The sequence below is a fragment of the Amycolatopsis sp. NPDC001319 genome, from assembly GCF_042896185.1.
In the GTDB taxonomy this organism is placed as follows: domain Bacteria; phylum Actinomycetota; class Actinomycetes; order Mycobacteriales; family Pseudonocardiaceae; genus Amycolatopsis.
In genome coordinates this window covers 1-16,133 of the sequence record NZ_JBIAWY010000009.1, presented here as the reverse complement: position 1 = coordinate 16,133, position 16,133 = coordinate 1, and the positions used below count along the sequence as shown (strand labels likewise).

The window sequence follows — 16,133 nt, the reverse complement described above, 5'->3', positions numbered from 1 at the left end:
GTTTCCCGATCGATCAGCGGACGGTGACCGTCAGGTCCTTCGAAACGCCGTTCACCGTCACGGAAATCCGCGCGACACCCGGGTGCAACGCGGTCAGCACGCCGCTCGCCGTGTCGTACGACACCACGTCCCACGGTGCCGGACGGCCGGCGCCGAGGTGGGCGAAGAAGCCGCTCCAGTCCGCGCTCACCGGGTACGCGACCGGCACGGCGCGACCCGCCTGCGTGAGCGTCGCGGTCAGCTGCGCCTTCGCACCCCACCGCAGCGAGGCGGGACCGGACAGCGTCAGCGCGTCGACGTTCGGCCGCGTCTCGAAGCGCACCGGCTGGTCCTTCGCCGACGGGTCGACGCGCACCAGCGTCCAGCCGACGAACCCGCCGTCACCCGGCGCGGCCGCGGGCGTCTTGCCCGAGTTGCCGTTGACCAGGTACGGCACACCGTCGGTGCGCGACAGGCTGAACACGCCCGCGTGCGACGCGATCGCCGCCGCCTGCTTGCCCGAGGACTGCTCGAACCCCGTCAGCCACGTCTGCAGCAGGTCGGCTTCCTTGCGGTCGCCCAGCTGCGAGTTGCCCGTGGGACTCGGGTCCTTCACCGGGTGGTGCATCGCGACGACGACACCGCGGATCGACCGGTCGCGGGCGGCGCCGTCGAGCGCGTCGCGCAGCATCCGCACCTGGTCGAAGCCGCCGGCGCGCAGCGAGCCACGCGAGGAGTCCATGAGCACCAGCCGGATGCCGTGCACGTCCACGACCTGGTGCGTCGCGCCGAACGCGGTCTCGAAGTCGGCCAGGCCGTTGCCGCCCTCGGCTTCGTGGTTGCCGGGCACGTAGTACCACGGCACCTTGCCGTCGAGCTCCTCGGTGATGACCTTGCGCGCCAGCACGAAGTCGGGCGCGGTGCCGCGATCGACGAGGTCGCCGTTGATCAGCACGAGGTCCGGCTTCGCGGCCACGGCCTCGCGCATCGCGCGGCGCGCCTGCGCCACCAGCGGGCCGTCGGGCGCGTCGGCGGTGAACTGCGCGTCGCTGATCACCGCGATCCGCAGGCCGCCGGTGCCGAGCGTGCCGTCGGTGACCAGCGCCGGGTCGTGCGCGGCCGGGTCGGCGGGCACGGACGTGGACGGCGCGACCTCGAAGGTGAGGTCGTCGAACACGAGGTGACCTTCGTACTGCTGGTCCGGCACGTTCTCCACCGCGTAGAAGCGGGTGAGGCGCTGGCCGTCCGGCAGCCCGGCCGGCACGGCGGCGGTGACGTACTTCCAGCCCGTCCAGTCGACGCTGAGCGAGAGGTCCACAATGGACGCCACGTTGGCTTGGTCGTGCAGCTCCGCGCGCAGCCAGGCACCCTTGCCGTCGCCGTCGACCCACAGGCCGATCTTCTGCGTGCCGGCCGGAACGGGCAGCGGCGTCGCGGCGGTCACGTACGCGGCGCGCGTGGCCATGGTGCCGGTGAGCCGGTAGTCGAGCGCCAGGCCCTGCCCGCCGTCCCGCCCTTCGGCCGGCGACAACGCGGCCCCGACCACCGCCGGGTACACGCTGGCGCTCCAGCCCGCCGGACCGTCCAAAGGAGACGCCACCTGCGGCTCGGTGCCGACGGAGGCGGCCAGGTGCTCGGTCAGCCCGCCCGCGTGGACCGTGATCGCCGAGGCGCCCGAAGCGGTCTTCGCCGTGACCTCGAACCCGTCGGCGGCGGGCCGCACGTCCACCACGGCGGGGTCGAACTCGAGCTTCACGTCGCGCGGCTCCACCCAGGTGCCGTAGCCGTCGGCGTCGTAGCCGAAGACCTGGAACGTGCTGTGCGCGCCCGCGCCGGACAGCGCGACCTGCGAAGTGCTCGTGCCCAGCCGCACCGGCGCGCCGAGCACGGACATGGTCGTCTTGCCGGAAGCCTTGCCATCGCGGGCCACCACCGAGACGTCTTCGCGCGCTTCCGGGTGCTTGCGGTCGGCGTGGGCGGTGAGCACGTTGTCCGTCACGGTCGCGCGGCCCGGGTCCGACGTGCTCCACCGCGGGTGCGCCGCGACGGCCGCGCCGGTCTCGTCGTGCGCGTCGGCGACGAGCACGCGCGACAGTCCGGAAAGGACTCGCGTGGCGTTCGTCGTGTTCTGCGCGGGCGCCGGGGCGAAGCCGGTCAGCCGGCCGCTGCCGGGCACGGTCTTGATGCCGATCCCGTTGGGCACCAGGCGTTCCCCGCCGTCCGACGGCGCGTTGCGGACGCTCGGCGCGGCCTCGCCCTCGGCCCGCGCGAGGAGCGTGGAGGAGCCGCCGCCGTCGAGGTTGATGGCGTCGTCGGCACCCAGGGCTTTCAGGCGGCGACCCAGCTCGGCCTCGGTCATGCCGCGGCTGTCGGCCTGCCGGCCGTCGACGGTCATGAGCCACAGGTGCTTGCCGTCGGCGGAAAAGCCGACGCCGGTGCGCGGGGCGAGCGTGGTGTCGTCGACCGGCTGCAGCACACCGTCCTTCAGCAGGGCCTCGTTTCCGCCCACGGCGACGGCGATCTTCCCGGCGTCGGACCGCGGTGCGTAGGACACACCGAGGTGGTCGCCGACCTTCAGCGCGGCGAGGGTGTCCGCGCCCGCTTCGCGGCCCAGCAGCAGCGTGCTGCCCGCGGGGATCGGCCCGTCGGCCGGCTGCGCGCGCACCTGGGTGACCACGCCGTCGCGCACCTCGATCTCGGCCACCCGCGCGGCGCCGGCCACCGAAGTCGCGCGCGCCGAAGCGCCCCACAGCGGCGTGTAGACGCCGAGCGCGTCCTTGCCCAGCACCGGGCTGTTGAAGTTCGTGGCCGGCACGCTGCGGCCGTCCGGCAGCTGCACCGACGCTTCGAGGAAGATGTCGGCCAGCTTCGCGCGACCCTCGTCGGTGATCGCGGCGGTGGTGTTGTGCCCGGCGGCCGGCGCGGTCTGCAGCTGCCCGTCGGAAATGCCGACGCCCTCGGGCGCGCCGGTGGCGTTGATGTCGAAGAAGTCGCCGTTCACCCCGGCCACCGCGCCGGTGCGCGCGACCTGCTGCGACAGCGGCGTGCGCGCGGAAACCGTGCCGGGGCTGAGGTATGTGGGCTCGAGGACTTTGCTGGTGAGGTCGACGCTGAGGGTGTCGCCGCGGATCCAGCCGGCCGGGTCGAAGCGGTCGAACTGCGTGAGCTGCAGCCCGGGCGCGATGGCCGAGGTGGCGCTGCTGGTCTCGAGGCCGTCGTCGGTCGTCGCCGCGGCCGTGACCGGGGCTTCGCGGGCCGACGACGCCGCGGGCGCGCCCTCCACCGGCCGCGTGCCCAGCGGTGCGGCGAGCGGGTCGCCGTACGCCGGCGCGGTGACGGCAGTGGCGAACAATGCGCAAAGGGCGCAGAGCAGCACGGAGCGTGACTTCTTCACCAGGCACCCCAGTATCGAGTTGGTAACTTCGCTCAGCAAAGTGGAGCAGCCCGGCCGGCGGAAGGATTCGGGATGAACGCCGCCTGAATGGCTCAGAACGGGCGGTTCCGGTCAGGGGGTGAGCGGGGATTTCAGGAACGCGCGGGCCAGTTCCTCGTCGCCGGTGATGCGCGGGGTGGCTTCGCCGCGCTTCCACAGCAGCGTCAGCAGGTCCTGCGCGGGGGCCTCGACGGTGGCGGCGGCCTCGCCTTCACCGAGCACGGGCGGCTCCCCCGGCACGACCGTCCACTCGTGGCCGGTGTCGGTGGCGCGCACCGTGAGCGGCACGGGCAGCGGCGGCACGGCGTGCCAGCGGGTGATCCTCGGCAGCATCGCGCCGAGGACCTCGTCGATGCCGTCGGCCGACACGAGCGGATCGAGGACCGGGGTCGTGCCCGCGCACGCGTGGGCGTCGACCAGGTGCATCGCCGTCTCGTGGACCTGACGGCGGAACCAGAACAGCTTCGTCTTCGCGGTGCCGCAGAAGTGCCAGCACCGTTCCTCGGGGTCGGCTTCTTCGAGGGCGGCCAGCAGCAGGGCGGCGCTCTCGGCGTACCAGCCGGCGAGGTCACCCGCCGCCGGCTCCTCGAACGCCTGCTTCCGCGGTTCGCCGGTGCGCACGACCTCGGCGGCCCAGCGGTGCACGTTGCCGGTGTGGGTCACGAGGTCGGGCCACGTCCAGCCCGCGCAGGCCGGCACGGCCACGCCGACGTCGGCGGAGCGGGCGAGGTCGGTGAACGCCGCGGTGAGCGCGCGCAGGTGCGCGAGGTAGTCGCGGGCCGTCAGTGGCAGCGTCGGCATGGTCGTGTCGCCCCTCGGAACACTTGGTGGAGAAGGGAAAGCCGGGGCGGAGCCGCTCGGCCCCGCCCCGGCTTTCAGTCCCGGCTCACAGGTCGGGGAACCACAGCTTCAGCTCGCGCTCGGCCGACTCCGGGGAGTCGGAGCCGTGCACCAGGTTGAACTGGGTCTCCAGCGCGAAGTCGCCGCGCAGGGTGCCCGGCGTGGCCTTCTCGACCGGGTCGGTGCCGCCGGCCAGCTGGCGGAACGCGGCGATGGCGCGCGGCCCCTCCACGGCGATCGCGACGAGCGGACCCGACGTGATGAACTCCAGCAGGTCGCCGAAGAACGAACGTTCCTTGTGCTCGGCGTAGTGCTCCTCGGCCAGCGAGCGCTCGACGGTGCGCAGCTCGAGGGCGGCCAGCTTCAGGCCCTTGCGCTCGATGCGCGAGACGACCTCGCCGACGAGGCCGCGCGCGACGCCATCGGGCTTGACGAGGACCAGCGTGCGTTCAGTCACGACGGTGTTTCTCCTTGTGCGGATTCGTGTTATCGGGCGCGAGCCTAGCGCGGGGTCGGTTGCGGTGCGGTCAGCGGCCCTGCGGGTGCAGGGTCTTGGACCACAGGGACTTGCCGGTGGCGTCGCGCAGGTCCACGCGCAGGTCGCCGCTGCCACCGTCGACGTTCAGCTCGCCGAAGTGCTGGAACCCTTGCGCGGGCGAGGAGTTCTGCGTCGTCGGCGCGTGCACGAACACCGCTTCGGGGCCGAACGTCGGGTCGAGCAGGTTCGGGCCGAACGCGCCGGCGTTGAGCGGCCCGGACACGAACTCCCAGAACGGGTCGAAGTCCTTGAAGGCCGCGCGGTCGGGCGAGTAGCGGTGCGCAGCGGTGTAGTGGACATCGGCGGTCAGCCACACGACGTTGCGCACCTTCCGGCGCGAGATCTCGCGCAGCACCCACGCCAGCTCGGTCTCACGACCGCCGGGCGCACCCGGCCGGTTGTTGGCGACGGCCTCGATGTCCGTGCCGTCCGGCACCACGAGCCCGATCGGCATGTCCGCCTGCACGATCTTCCACGTCGCCGTGCTGCGGTCCAGCGCGTCGGCGAGCCAGCGCGCCTGCTTGTCGCCGAGGATGTAGCCGGGCTTGGTCTGGTCCGCGGTGTTGGCGTTGCGATAGGTGCGCATGTCGAGCACGAACACCTCCACGCGGCTGCCGTAGCGGAAACTGCGGTACACCCGCCCGTCCACCGCCCGGCGGCTGTCGATGGGGTGCCACTCGTGGAACGCCTGGTACGCGCGCGGGGCCAGCACGTCGAGACGCTTCTCGGTGTATTCGGGACGGTCGTTGAGGATTTCGCCGGGGTACCAGTTGTTGAGGACCTCGTGGTCGTGTTCCCGACCAATCAAACGAACGGCGCCGAACCTTCCATCTCACTCTCAAGCCGTCGTGCAGAGGTGCCCCGCCGACCGGCCCGGCCTTGGTCGGACTGCGACCGGCCACCCTACGATCTGGCCCTCCCCTGCCGCCTGTCGATGCCAGCCCGGGAGGGATACCCCTGGGCCAATCGTTGCCAGGTACCGACATGAGCCTAGAGAAAGTTCCTCACCATCTAGCTCGCACATCAGTTATTCACCATCTCGGCGGTACCGTCAACCCTCCCGGCCGACCAAAGTCAATGATCGTCATCAACTGTTTGGGAGGGCATTGATGCGCAGGGGGATTCTGTTTTCACATGTCAAAAACATGATTTCTGACATAGCTACCCCGATTGCTTGATGCACCTTCTCAAACTGCATCCGAGCAGGAGGGAAGATTTTTATGCGCAAATCTATCGCCCTATTAGGCGGAGTGGCAGCGCTGTCGTTTTTCGCCGTCGGAACAGCATCCGCCACGACGATTCCGTCGCAGGCAAGCAGCGTCACGATCACCGCACCCACAGGGAAAATGGCGCCAGTTTCCGTCAAGACTTGGTACCCGTGGGGGACTTACTCCTCCGAAGCGGCCTGCATCGAAGCCGGCAATAAGCTTCGAAACGATGAACCGTGGGCATTCTCCGGCGTTTGGTGTCAGTACCAGTCACCCGTCTGGAAGCTTTACATGAACGAGACTGGACGATAACCGCCCACGTCTAACTACTTGTTCGACCGAATTTTTTTTCGAGGGAAATTTATCATGCTTTCAATGATGAAGAGAATCGTGGCGACCACTGCAGCGGCTGGCACACTGGCTTGCATTGGCGCAACATCGGCACTGGCAGCAGAGGGCAACTCATTGCCCTCGTCGACAAACAGCATCAACTCGTTCGTGTGGTACGGATGGTACCCCACGGCCGACGAGTGCTCCGTCTACGGAGTCGCGTGGCACAGCGCCCACCCTGACCGGACCGACTGGTTCTGCATTGCCGAAAACGGCGGCAGCGCCCTCTACGTCGATGACGGCATCACCGACTGAGAACCACCCTCCGGAGTGACATGTTTGCGGGTCATGCTCGACAACGGTATGTTGTCGAGCATGACCCGCTCAACGGACCGCCTCAGCTTGCAAGACGAGCAACAGATTCTCCGTCAGCTCGATCGCTACCTGCCGACGGACATGCGTGGAACTCATCCAGGCCTTCACGTTTTCCCGCAGCTCGTCGGCGTCTGCGCAAACAATGATCCCAGGTTCGACGATGAGCAACGCGCGCGTGGGCTTCCCGCGTCCACAGAGGTCAGCGTCGAGGACATCAGCGCAGCTTTGAATCTCGTCCCCCAGGTACGGCGTGATCTTGACTCGACAGAAATCAGTCTCATCGAGGCAGCGCTCGATCGCGGCGAGACCTTCGAATCTCTCGGCACAGGATGCGGCCTCACCCGTCAGGGGATGCGGCAGCGCTACCAGCGGTTAGGTGGCACACGGCGTTGGCCGAACACCGCCGACGAAGACTGAACCGTGTGACCGCCGGAGCGTTGATGCTCTGCTGCCTTCAACTGTCGCGGCGGGTCTTCGACCAGACTGCCGCTGGTCACACGTCCTAGCGTGTTGTCAGTTGACGTACTTGGTAGTCGTCCCACTGGGTGTAGCTCGGCACCTGGGCCGCGAAGCGCAGGAAGTTCTTGTCGAGGCGGTTGTAGGCGTGCTGGCCGCGGTACTCGTCGAGGGTTTCGGCGACCTTCGATTTCTCCGGTGTGACGATGTTGCGCCAGGTGCCGCCGTCGCCGGGCAGGGTGACGGTCTCGGTGAGCGGGCCGTCGGCGTAGACGGTGTCGCCGCTGTGCAGGAACAGGTCCGGGTGGCGGTCGGCCATGGCGGAGAAGATGGTCATGCCGCCGAACGCGGGATTGATGCCGTAGTTCTGGCCCGCGACGTCGCCGCTCCACAGGATGCGCGTGTTCTTGCGGCCGACGGGCGCGGTGGAGAACCGGCCGGTGACCGGTTCGCTGGACGTGCGGCCGTCGAGGTCCACGGCCGTGACGCGGTAGTGGTACTCGGTCCCGGGCTGCAGGCCGGCGACGCGCACCTTGCCGGTGCCGCCGGTGTCGGGCGTGGCGATGTCCCCGGCGACTCTGCGCGCGTGGCGGAACGACTCGTCGCGCGCGATCTCGGCGACCAGCCGCGCCGGCCGGTCGGCCCGCGACCAGATGATGCCGGACCCGGTGGTGACGTCCCCGGACGCGACGCCGTGCGTGAGCACCGGCCGCACCCGGCGCACCAACGGCGCGGCGGCTGCGGCACTTGCCGTACCTTCGGGCAGGAGCAACGCCCCGCCCACGACGGCCGACGCGGCAAAACCGGCCTTGAACAGACTGCGGCGAGAGTGGGTCGATTCGGTCATGCCGGACGTTCTATCCGGCCCTGACGGCTGGTCGGACAACTCCTGGCGACGCGGCGGTGAACTGGGTCAGCGCCGCGGCGGTCCGACGGGGGCCGGACTACTTCGCGAGGAGTGACTCACCCGCTGCCCGTGCCGCGACTTCATCGACACTGCGACCGCACAATCTCGCCGAAGTTCGGGAACTCCTCCCGAGCACTGGTGATCACCTCGGACGTGGCCTGCCTCCCGGACGGTGCCCAGCGCTCCGCGATCAGCGTCAGGCGGGGATCAACCCGCGGCTCATGCTCGTGGTGCGGGTACAACATCGCTTCATACGGCCCGAAGCCACCTGCAAGCAGCCACAGATATCCATCCACATCACCGGCGACGACTCCGGTCTCCCCTTCGGACCCGAGGAACACCACCGGCTGCCGCACAACCGGCCTGCCACGGCGCACGAGCCAGAACGCAGCCAGCCCGCCGGCGCCGTCCTGTCCGAACACCCGGAACTCGGCTCCGTCGACGGCCCGGTTTCCCGTCCACGCCCGCCACCACTCGGCTGTTTCGGCCTCGCTCTCGAACCGCGGATACGGCTCGAAGTCGACGCCCAAGCCATCCCGGTAGTCGAATGGCTCGCGATGAGCTTCCACCAGCATTTCGGGCATCACATCGTCGGGCTCGGCCACGCCCCCACCTTACGGGCCATGCTCGCCGAACGCGTACGACCGGCAATGGACCCGGTCAGCGATCCTCAGCGTCCGGACAGGGAGCGGGCACTGGGCGTGGAGGCGCGTTTCGACCGTGCCCCGGGCGAAACCGACTTCGGCGATGTTCACGGTCCGGCCGGAGCCGGTGACCCGCGCCGACACCAGTCCGGACACGGCCGTCGCAACCTCATCGACCGTCGGCATCGACCTGAACCTCGCTTGCCCGACTACAACGGCAACAACCTCAACGCCCTCAACGACTGTCTGAGTGACGTCGCCGCGGGTGACTACGGCGCCGACCTCGGGGCGACCGGGTTCGTGCTCGTGCTGCGGCACTACGACAGGTTCGCGGGCGTAGAGAAGGACCTCGCCCACGCGCTGCTGGACATCTTCGCGAGCCAAGCGCGCAATGCCCTGCTGGTCGGACATCGGATGATGTGCCTGGTCCAGTCCGATGATCCGCGGCTGAGTTTTCCCGCGGTCGGGGCGACGTCGGCCCTGTGGAACGACGCGGAGTGGCTGAACTCCCGACGCGAGCTTTAGCCGAGCGTCAACTCTTCGGCGAAGACTGCGGCTGCTGACTCGGCAACGTCCCCGCCGCCATTCGCCGTGCCACTTCGCGGCGCAGGTACAGGAACCACACGAAGGCCGCCAGGAACAGCACGCCGATGATCGCAATAGCCGGCAGCACAAAAGCCATCGCGATCAACGCCACCTGCAGCACCAGCACCACGGGCACTGCCCACACGTGCTTCAGCAGACCGCACAGCACCAGCAGCGCCACGGCGATCCCGATGACCGTCCAGCCCGTCGCCGACGTGATGCCGCCGCCGAGTTTGTTGACGACCGGGAGCGCCAACGCGACCGTGATGGCTTCCATGATCAGTGTGCCCGAGAGCACGCCGCGGAAGCCCTTCATGGGGTCCTTGGGGGGAGGCGGAGGCGTCTCGCTCATACCGGTTCCTTCCCGAACAGGGTGCGGGCCTCGCCCGCGGTGACGACGGAGCCGGTGACCAGCACGCCGCCGCCGGCGAGGGGTTCTTCCGGGTCGTCGGACTGCTCGACGAGGCCGATGGCCGTCTCGACGGCCGACTCCAGGTCGGGCTCGGCGAGCACGCGGTCTTCGCCGAAGATGGAGATGGCGAGCTCGTTGAGGTCTTCCAGCTCCATCGACCGCGGGGCCGAGTTGCGCGTGACCACGATGTCCGACACGACGGGCTCCAGCGCGTCGAGGATGCCGCGCGCGTCCTTGTCCGCCATCACCGCGACGACGGCGACCAGGCGGCGGAAGGCGAACTCGTCCGTGACGGTGGTGGCCAGCGCCTGGGCGCCCATGGGGTTGTGCGCCGCGTCGAGGAGCACGGTCGGGGCGGCGCGCACGCGCTCCAGCCGGCCCGGGTTCTCGACCTCGGCGAAGGCCTCGCGCACGGCTTCGAGCACCAGCTGACGGTCTTTGCCCGCACCGAAGAACGCCTCGACGGACGCGAGCGCGAGCGCCGCGTTGGCTGCCTGGTGGGCGCCGTGCAGGGGCAGGAAGATCTCGTCGTACACGCCGCCGAGGCCCTGCAGCTTCAGCAGCTGCCCGCCGACGGCGATCTCGCGTTCCAGCACGCCGAACTCGCTGCCGGCGCGCGCCACGGCGGCGTCTACGTCGACCGCGCGCTTGAGCAGCACGTTGAGCACGTCGGGGTCCTGCTCGGCGATCACGGCGACGGAGCCGGGCTTGATGATCCCGGCCTTCTCGCGCGCCGCGTCGACGGCCGTCGGGCCGAGGTACTCGGTGTGGTCGAGGCCGATGGGGGTGATCACGGCGACGTCGGCGTCGGCGACGTTCGTGGCGTCCCACGCCCCGCCCATGCCCGCCTCGAGCACGGCGGCCTCCACCGGCGCGTCGGAGAACGCGGCGAACGCCATGCCGGTGAGCACCTCGAACTTGCTCATCGCCACGCCGTCCTCGCTCGCGGCGTCGACCATGTTCACGTACGGCGCGACGTCGCGGAACAGGTCCACGTACCGCGCGGCCGAGATCGGGTGCCCGTCGAGCGCGATGCGTTCCGTGACGAGCTGCAGGTGCGGGCTCGTGTACCGCCCGACGCGCAGGCCCATGCGGGTGAGCAGCGCGTCGATCATGCGGCTGACCGAGCCCTTGCCGTTCGTCCCGGCGACGTGCAGCACGGGGTAGCCGCGGTTCGGCTCGCCCAGCAGCGTGACCAGCGCCTGGATCCGCGCGAGGCTCGGCTCGATCTTCGTCTCGGGCCAGCGCTGGTTCAGCTCCGCCTCGACGGCCATGAGCTCCCGGCGCGCCTGGGCTCCGTTGGGGTCCTGCGCGGGTTCGTCGACGCCCTGGTCGTCGAGCTCGTGCAGCTCCCCGTCCTCGGCGCCGAGCAGGTCCGGCACCGGGCCGGTCGCGAGGTTGTCCCCCAGCTGCCCGATGCCGCCGATACCCCCGCGGGACCCGCCGCCGACGGTGTACGCGGCGTCCGGCGCGTCCAGGTCGGGATCGACGTCGTCCGACTCGTCGTGCGCGCGCGACCCCAGCTCGTCGACCCCGGCGAAACTGTCCGGGTCCGCGAGATCGGGCCGCCGCCGGCCGCCCTCGTCGATCTCCTCGAACGGCCCCTGGCCGTCCGCCTCACCTCGCGGCACGCACACGCTCCCTCGACAACGGGCTTCACCTGACCAGACGAGTCTACGTGCGGTGCGTTGCCGCGCGTCGGGCCCGTGTCGGTAGTGATGACCTGCGCGTTCGGCCATCGGACCGGTGTTGCTGGTTAGGTCGGGTCATGCCGTTCAACCACAACCACCGCTACCACCCCCTGCTGCTCAGCCTCGTGCCGCCGGGGGCGAAACGGGCGTTGGACGTCGGGTGCGGGCAGGGGCGGTTCGCGCGGCGGCTGGCGGCGCGCGGGCTCGACGTGGACGCCGTGGACGTGTCCGGGGAGATGGTGCGGATCGCCGCCGCGCTGGGGTCGCCGGGGCCCGGGAAGGTCGACGTCCGGCGCGTGGACGTGGCGAACGACGTCCTCGAACGCAACGCCTACGGCTTCATCTCCTGCATCGCCTCCCTCCACCACATGCCGTTCGCAACCGTCATGAAGCTGCGCGACGCCCTGCATCCCGGCGGAGTCCTCGCAATTCTCGGGCTGGCCCGGCCCAGCACCCCCGGCGACTACGCCGTCGAGCTCGCCTTCGCGCCGGTCAACGTGGCCGCGCGGGTGGTCGTCGCGGCGGGCGAGTGGCTCAACGGAGGTCCGGACCCGACGCCGGAGCCGCCCGTGGAAATGAAGTTCCCGACGATGAACGAGCTCAGGCGCGACGCGCGAGAGCTCCTGCCCGGCAGCACGGTCCGGCGGCTGCCGTTCTGGCGCCACCTCCTGACCTACCGGAAACCGTTGGCCTGACCCGGTTCCCGCCGCGTCACACCACTGGCGGGTGAATCCCGGGCCCGGCCACCCGAACGGCGGCAGGCAACCCGCGAAGAGCTGGCTAGACGTGAGAAGAGTCCGTGAATTCGGTTCGGAGAAACGGGGCCTTCGCATGCGTACCACCCGGCTCGTGTTCGCCGCGCTGGCGGCCGCAACAGCCGTCACGACAGTCACCGCCACCGCGGACGCGGCGCCGCAGGAGCACTTCCGCAACTACGTCGCGCTGGGCGACTCGTACACCGCCGGGCCGCTGATCCCCGCGCAGCGCCTGGATCCGCTGGGCTGCGCGAGAAGCACGGCGAACTACCCGGCGATCCTGGCCTCCGCGTTGCGCGTGGACAGCTACACCGACGTCAGCTGCTCGGGCGCGGACACGTCGAACATGACGGCCCCCCAGAGCGTGCCGCTGGGCGTGAACGCGCCGCAGTTCTCCGCGCTGCGCCTCGACACCGACCTCGTGACGCTCGGCATCGGCGGCAACGACTCCGGCGTCTTCGGCACCCTCGTCGGCACGTGTCCGGCACTGCGGCCGACCGACCCGAGCGGCAACCCGTGCGAACGCCACTTCACGGCCGGCGGCGCAGACTCCATCAAGGCCGCGCTGACGAACACGCAGAAGAGCATCCAGGCCGTGCTGGCCGGCATCCACGCGCGTTCCCCGCGGGCCAAGGTGCTCGCCGTCGGGTACTCGCGCATCGCGCCGGCGTCGGGCTACTGCCCGAGCGTGCTGCCCTTCGCCGACGGTGACTACGCCTGGCTCTCCAGTGTGGAGGAAGCGCTCAACACGGCGATCGAGAACGCCGTCGAGGCCGACGGCAACGCGTCCTATGTGGACACGTTCACCCCGTCGGCCGGCCACGACGCCTGCGCACCCGAAGGCGCCGCGTGGATCAACGGCCAGGACACCCTGCTCTTCACCGCCGCCGCCTACCACCCGCTGCCCGAAGGCATGGCGGGCCTCGCCGGGATCATCCACCGGCAGCTCGCCGCCTGATCCCCGACCGCGAACGAGCGGGGGCGGCGGTCACCCGCCCGCCCCCGTCGCTCGTGGACACCCCTCCCTCGGCACCGCAGAGTCTCGCAGCCGGTACACCGGAGTGTCAACTCAGGTTATTCACTTGCCGATCGACACCAACTGAGATGAAAATCAGCAGGCGAGACCCGCGCCGCCGACAACCGGCGCAGCCAGGACCGGGCCGGCACCCACCCCCAGTCAAGTGCCGGCCCGGCCCGCCTCGGCCCGGATCTCCTCGGCCCGGATCTCCTCGGCCTGCCGCACGAAGTCCAGGAGCACCTTCGCGAACTCCCCCGGCAGCTCGGCCGGCGCACCGTGCCCGGCCGGCAGCTCGACGTGGCTCGCGTGCGGGATCGCCGCCAGCAGTTCCTGTTGCTGAGCCGCCTCGATCAACCGGTCGTACGCGCTGGAGAGCACCAGCGTCGGCGCCGTGATCGAGCCCAGCACCGGCCGGAGGTCGACGCCGCGGTCGGCCCCGATCTGCCGCGCCGCCCCGGGCTGGATCACCAGCTGCGCCACCAGGTCCTCGTTGGCCGCCGGGGTGGTCGTGGCCCAGTAGCCGGGCCCGAATGCCATCAGCGGCAGCATCCGCGCGAACACGTCGGCGCCGTGGTCGAGCAACTCGAGCCAGTGGCGGAACTCCGCGTCCTGCCGCGTGCCGGTCTTCGGCCAGGCGGCGTGGAGCACGGCGGACCGCACGCGCGCCGGGTGCGTGCCCGCCAGGTGCGCCGCCACCACGGCACCGAGCGAATGGCCGGCGACGTGGAACGTGGTGAACCCCGCGTCGTCCGCCGCGGCCAGCGCTTCGGCGGCGAGATCCGCGATCGAGATCGGGCCGCCGTGGTCGACGGTGCCGCCGGAGCCGGAGAAATCAGGGGCGACAACCGTGAACGACTTCCGCGCGAGCTCGACCACCGGCGCCCACTGTTCGTGCGACGCGGCCGTGCCGTGCAGCAGCAGGAGCGCGGGACCGGATCCGGTCACGGCGTAGTGGACCTCGGCGGCTCCGCCGGTCAGCGTCACGGGAACCACGGTCACGCCGCCACGCGCAGACTCGCGAGCACGTCGCACAGCACCGCGGTGAACCCGACGGGGTCCTCCTGGTGCGGCAGATGCCCGCAGCCGGCGACCACGTGCACGCTCGCCCCGGGTGTGAGCGCGGCGCAGGTGCGCGCCACGTCCACCGGGATCTGGACGTCGAGCTCGCCGTGGACGTACGCGATCGGCACGCTCAGCTCCGGCAGCCGCGGGCGCGGGTCCCACGTCGCCGACTCGCCGATGAGCGGGTCGAGGTAGCCGGAGGAGTCGACGATCTGGCGGATCGTCCAGTCGACGAGCGCCGCGCTCGCGGCGGGCGCGTACCAGTCCGGCACCCAGCTCGCGACCAAACCGGGCCGGTCGGCCAGCAGCGCCGCGGTGACCTCGTCGACCTTGTCGCGCATGCCCTCCGACGGCCAGTACCCCGGGCCGTCCACCGCGACGACGCCGCCGACCAGGTCGGGCCGAGTCAGCGCGAGCTCGGTGCCGAACACCGCGCCCATCGACGAACCCACCACGGCGGGCTTCTCCAGCCCGAGCGCCGTGATCACCTCGACGAGGTCGGCCACGTTGCCGGCGATCGTGTTGCCGGCCGCCGGGCGGTCGGAGCGCCCGCACCCGCGCCAGTCGAGCGTGACCACGCGGTGGTCACGGATCAGGTCGGGCAGCTGGGCTTGCCAGACGCGGCCGCTCGTGCCCCAGCCGTGCAGCAGGAGCACGGCCGGGCCGTCGCCCTCGTCCTCGTAGTAGAGCCGCGCGCCCCGGACCTCGACGAATGCCATCGGATCTTCCTCTCTTCCGTTCGCCTTCGAGCCAACCGCGACGGCGAGCGGCGACCAACGGCCAGACCGCTCGTAGACTCATCACGAACGCTGATGAATGGGGCCGGGGATGGAGCTGCGTCAGCTGAGGTACTTCGTGGTCGTCGCCGAGGAGCTGCACTTCGGGCGCGCGGCCGAGCGGCTCCGCATCGTGCAGCCGGCGGTCAGCCAGCAGGTGCGCCGGCTGGAGCGCTCACTCGGCACGGAGCTGTTCGAGCGGACCACGCGCACCGTGTCGTTGACCGAGGCGGGCGCGCGGTTCCTGCCGCACGCGCGCGCCGTCCTCGCCGCGGCCGACCGCGCGGCCGACGCCGTGGCCGACTTCCGCGCCGAACGCGGCCGCCTCGTGCGGCTCGGCACCAGCGACGGCCTCGGCGACCGGCTCGACGGCTTCCTCGCCGCGTTCACCCGCCTCGCCCCGGACGCCCAGCTGGAACTCGTACACGCCCCCACCCCGGCCCGCCTCCGGCAGATCCGCGACGGCGCCCTCGACGCCGCCTTCCTCCGCGGCGACTGGCCCGCCGACGGCCTCGACTTGACTCCCTTGTGGACGGACGAGGTCCTCGTCGCACTCCCCGCGGCGCATCCCCTGGCGTCTTCGGCGGTCGTCGACTTCGCCGACCTGGCACCGCTGCCGCTGCGCCTGAGCTCCCCCGAACGCAACCGCCCGCTCCACGACCTGGTGCTCGCGTCCTGCCGCGAGGCCGGCTTCGAACCGTTGCTGGGCAAGGAGTTCACGACCGCCCAAGACACCCTCGGCACGCTCGGCCTGGGCCGTCCCCAGTGGACGGTCTTCTACCGCGCCCACGCCAACCTGCTGCCCGTGCCGGGCGTCGCCTTCCGCCCCTGCGCAACCCGACGCCGGTGATGCCCACCTACCTCGCCACGTCCGCCGATCGCCGGCTGCGGCCGGAAGTCCTGGCGCTCATCGAGGCGGGCCGCGAGCTCGGCTGACGTCGAGGCGACTCGACGCCTGGGTTTCGGCGCACGGCTGCGTACCCCAGGGCCGCATCGCGCAACGGCGACCTCCCCGCACCGACCGCCCAGCCTCACCAACGCGGGCCACCCACCTCAGCCCGCCGCCACGTCCGCCGACCGCCGGCTGCGGCCGGAAGTCCTGGCGCTCATCGAGGCGGGCCGCG

At 70.8% G+C, this 16,133-nt stretch carries 15 protein-coding genes and 2 pseudogenes; 6 read left to right on the top strand and 11 right to left on the bottom strand.

Features of this window, described 5'->3' with window-relative positions; all coding sequences use genetic code 11:
- Window positions 1-13 precede the first annotated feature (13 nt).
- The 5 genes and pseudogenes from ACFY1H_RS31050 to ACFY1H_RS31030 all read right to left on the bottom strand — a co-directional run bounded on the left by ACFY1H_RS31050 (window position 14) and on the right by ACFY1H_RS31030 (window position 6,156).
- A complete protein-coding gene (locus tag ACFY1H_RS31050) occupies window positions 14-3,355 on the bottom strand; it encodes a phosphodiester glycosidase family protein (protein ID WP_386953047.1) in 3,342 nt (1,113 codons plus the stop codon).
- 129 nt (window positions 3,356-3,484) lie between these two features.
- A complete protein-coding gene (locus tag ACFY1H_RS31045; protein WP_386952223.1) occupies window positions 3,485-4,213 on the bottom strand; it encodes a maleylpyruvate isomerase family mycothiol-dependent enzyme in 729 nt (242 codons plus the stop codon).
- 85 nt (window positions 4,214-4,298) lie between these two features.
- Window positions 4,299-4,709, bottom strand: a complete 411-nt coding sequence (ndk, locus tag ACFY1H_RS31040; RefSeq protein ID WP_220242889.1) for a nucleoside-diphosphate kinase — start codon at window positions 4,707-4,709, stop codon at window positions 4,299-4,301.
- 70 nt (window positions 4,710-4,779) lie between these two features.
- Window positions 4,780-5,580 (bottom strand): annotated as a pseudogene (locus tag ACFY1H_RS31035) (alkaline phosphatase D family protein); the annotation flags it as partial.
- 297 nt (window positions 5,581-5,877) lie between these two features.
- A complete protein-coding gene (locus ACFY1H_RS31030; protein WP_386952220.1) occupies window positions 5,878-6,156 on the bottom strand; it encodes a hypothetical protein in 279 nt (92 codons plus the stop codon).
- Window positions 6,157-6,373: 217 nt separating this feature from the next.
- Here ACFY1H_RS31030 and ACFY1H_RS31025 point away from each other — a divergent pair, with 217 nt between their 5' ends.
- Both ACFY1H_RS31025 and ACFY1H_RS31020 read left to right on the top strand, forming a co-directional pair.
- Window positions 6,374-6,643: a hypothetical protein gene (locus ACFY1H_RS31025; RefSeq protein WP_386952217.1), complete on the top strand. Its 270-nt coding sequence runs from the start codon at window positions 6,374-6,376 to the stop codon at window positions 6,641-6,643.
- Between the two features lie 33 nt (window positions 6,644-6,676).
- Entirely contained in the window at window positions 6,677-7,120 is a 444-nt protein-coding gene (locus tag ACFY1H_RS31020) for a hypothetical protein (protein ID WP_366583889.1), read from the top strand.
- 106 nt (window positions 7,121-7,226) lie between these two features.
- Here ACFY1H_RS31020 and ACFY1H_RS31015 read toward each other — a convergent pair.
- Both ACFY1H_RS31015 and ACFY1H_RS31010 read right to left on the bottom strand, forming a co-directional pair.
- Window positions 7,227-8,006, bottom strand: a pseudogene (locus ACFY1H_RS31015) (alkaline phosphatase D family protein); the annotation flags it as partial.
- Window positions 8,007-8,146: 140 nt separating this feature from the next.
- On the bottom strand, window positions 8,147-8,671 hold the full coding sequence (locus ACFY1H_RS31010; RefSeq protein ID WP_386952214.1) for an SMI1/KNR4 family protein: 525 nt from the start codon (window positions 8,669-8,671) through the stop codon (window positions 8,147-8,149).
- A gap of 18 nt (window positions 8,672-8,689) precedes the next feature.
- Between ACFY1H_RS31010 and ACFY1H_RS31005 the strand changes: the two genes are divergently transcribed.
- Window positions 8,690-9,235, top strand: a complete 546-nt coding sequence (locus ACFY1H_RS31005) for a barstar family protein (protein WP_386952211.1) — start codon at window positions 8,690-8,692, stop codon at window positions 9,233-9,235.
- A 7-nt stretch (window positions 9,236-9,242) separates the two neighbouring features.
- On the opposite strand, the gene ACFY1H_RS31000 is transcribed toward ACFY1H_RS31005, so the two are convergent.
- On the bottom strand, window positions 9,243-9,647 hold the full coding sequence (locus ACFY1H_RS31000; protein ID WP_386952208.1) for a DUF4233 domain-containing protein: 405 nt from the start codon (window positions 9,645-9,647) through the stop codon (window positions 9,243-9,245).
- A complete protein-coding gene (locus ACFY1H_RS30995) occupies window positions 9,644-11,338 on the bottom strand; it encodes a bifunctional folylpolyglutamate synthase/dihydrofolate synthase (RefSeq protein ID WP_386952205.1) in 1,695 nt (564 codons plus the stop codon). Before ACFY1H_RS30995 ends, ACFY1H_RS31000 begins: the two co-directional genes overlap by 4 nt.
- A gap of 137 nt (window positions 11,339-11,475) precedes the next feature.
- Between ACFY1H_RS30995 and ACFY1H_RS30990 the strand changes: the two genes are divergently transcribed.
- Together ACFY1H_RS30990 and ACFY1H_RS30985 are read left to right on the top strand one after the other, a co-directional pair.
- Entirely contained in the window at window positions 11,476-12,093 is a 618-nt protein-coding gene (locus ACFY1H_RS30990) for a class I SAM-dependent methyltransferase (protein ID WP_366583893.1), read from the top strand.
- 136 nt (window positions 12,094-12,229) lie between these two features.
- Entirely contained in the window at window positions 12,230-13,111 is an 882-nt protein-coding gene (locus tag ACFY1H_RS30985) for an SGNH/GDSL hydrolase family protein (RefSeq protein WP_366583894.1), read from the top strand.
- A 219-nt stretch (window positions 13,112-13,330) separates the two neighbouring features.
- Here the strand turns inward: ACFY1H_RS30985 and ACFY1H_RS30980 are convergent, their stop codons facing one another.
- Window positions 13,331-14,170 (bottom strand): alpha/beta fold hydrolase, encoded by an 840-nt coding sequence (locus ACFY1H_RS30980; RefSeq protein WP_386952199.1) that lies wholly within the window; start codon window positions 14,168-14,170, stop codon window positions 13,331-13,333.
- Complete coding sequence (locus ACFY1H_RS30975) at window positions 14,167-14,952, bottom strand: alpha/beta fold hydrolase (protein WP_386952196.1); 786 nt, start codon at window positions 14,950-14,952, stop codon at window positions 14,167-14,169. Before ACFY1H_RS30975 ends, ACFY1H_RS30980 begins: the two co-directional genes overlap by 4 nt.
- 109 nt (window positions 14,953-15,061) lie before the next feature.
- Between ACFY1H_RS30975 and ACFY1H_RS30970 the strand changes: the two genes are divergently transcribed.
- On the top strand, window positions 15,062-15,859 hold the full coding sequence (locus ACFY1H_RS30970) for a LysR family transcriptional regulator (RefSeq protein WP_386952193.1): 798 nt from the start codon (window positions 15,062-15,064) through the stop codon (window positions 15,857-15,859).
- Window positions 15,860-16,133: the final 274 nt, after the last annotated feature.

Coding starts and splice junctions, on each gene's coding strand:
- ACFY1H_RS31020 (WP_366583889.1), top strand. CDS start 6,677: ATGCTCGACAACGGTATGTTGTCGAGCATGACCCGCTCAACGGACCGC.
- ACFY1H_RS30985 (WP_366583894.1), top strand. CDS start 12,230: ATGCGTACCACCCGGCTCGTGTTCGCCGCGCTGGCGGCCGCAACAGCC.
- ACFY1H_RS31000 (WP_386952208.1), bottom strand. CDS start 9,647: ATGAGCGAGACGCCTCCGCCTCCCCCCAAGGACCCCATGAAGGGCTTC.
- ACFY1H_RS30970 (WP_386952193.1), top strand. CDS start 15,062: ATGGAGCTGCGTCAGCTGAGGTACTTCGTGGTCGTCGCCGAGGAGCTG.
- ACFY1H_RS31025 (WP_386952217.1), top strand. CDS start 6,374: ATGATGAAGAGAATCGTGGCGACCACTGCAGCGGCTGGCACACTGGCT.
- ACFY1H_RS30990 (WP_366583893.1), top strand. CDS start 11,476: ATGCCGTTCAACCACAACCACCGCTACCACCCCCTGCTGCTCAGCCTC.
- ACFY1H_RS30975 (WP_386952196.1), bottom strand. CDS start 14,952: ATGGCATTCGTCGAGGTCCGGGGCGCGCGGCTCTACTACGAGGACGAG.
- ACFY1H_RS31045 (WP_386952223.1), bottom strand. CDS start 4,213: ATGCCGACGCTGCCACTGACGGCCCGCGACTACCTCGCGCACCTGCGC.
- ACFY1H_RS31005 (WP_386952211.1), top strand. CDS start 8,690: ATGCTCGCCGAACGCGTACGACCGGCAATGGACCCGGTCAGCGATCCT.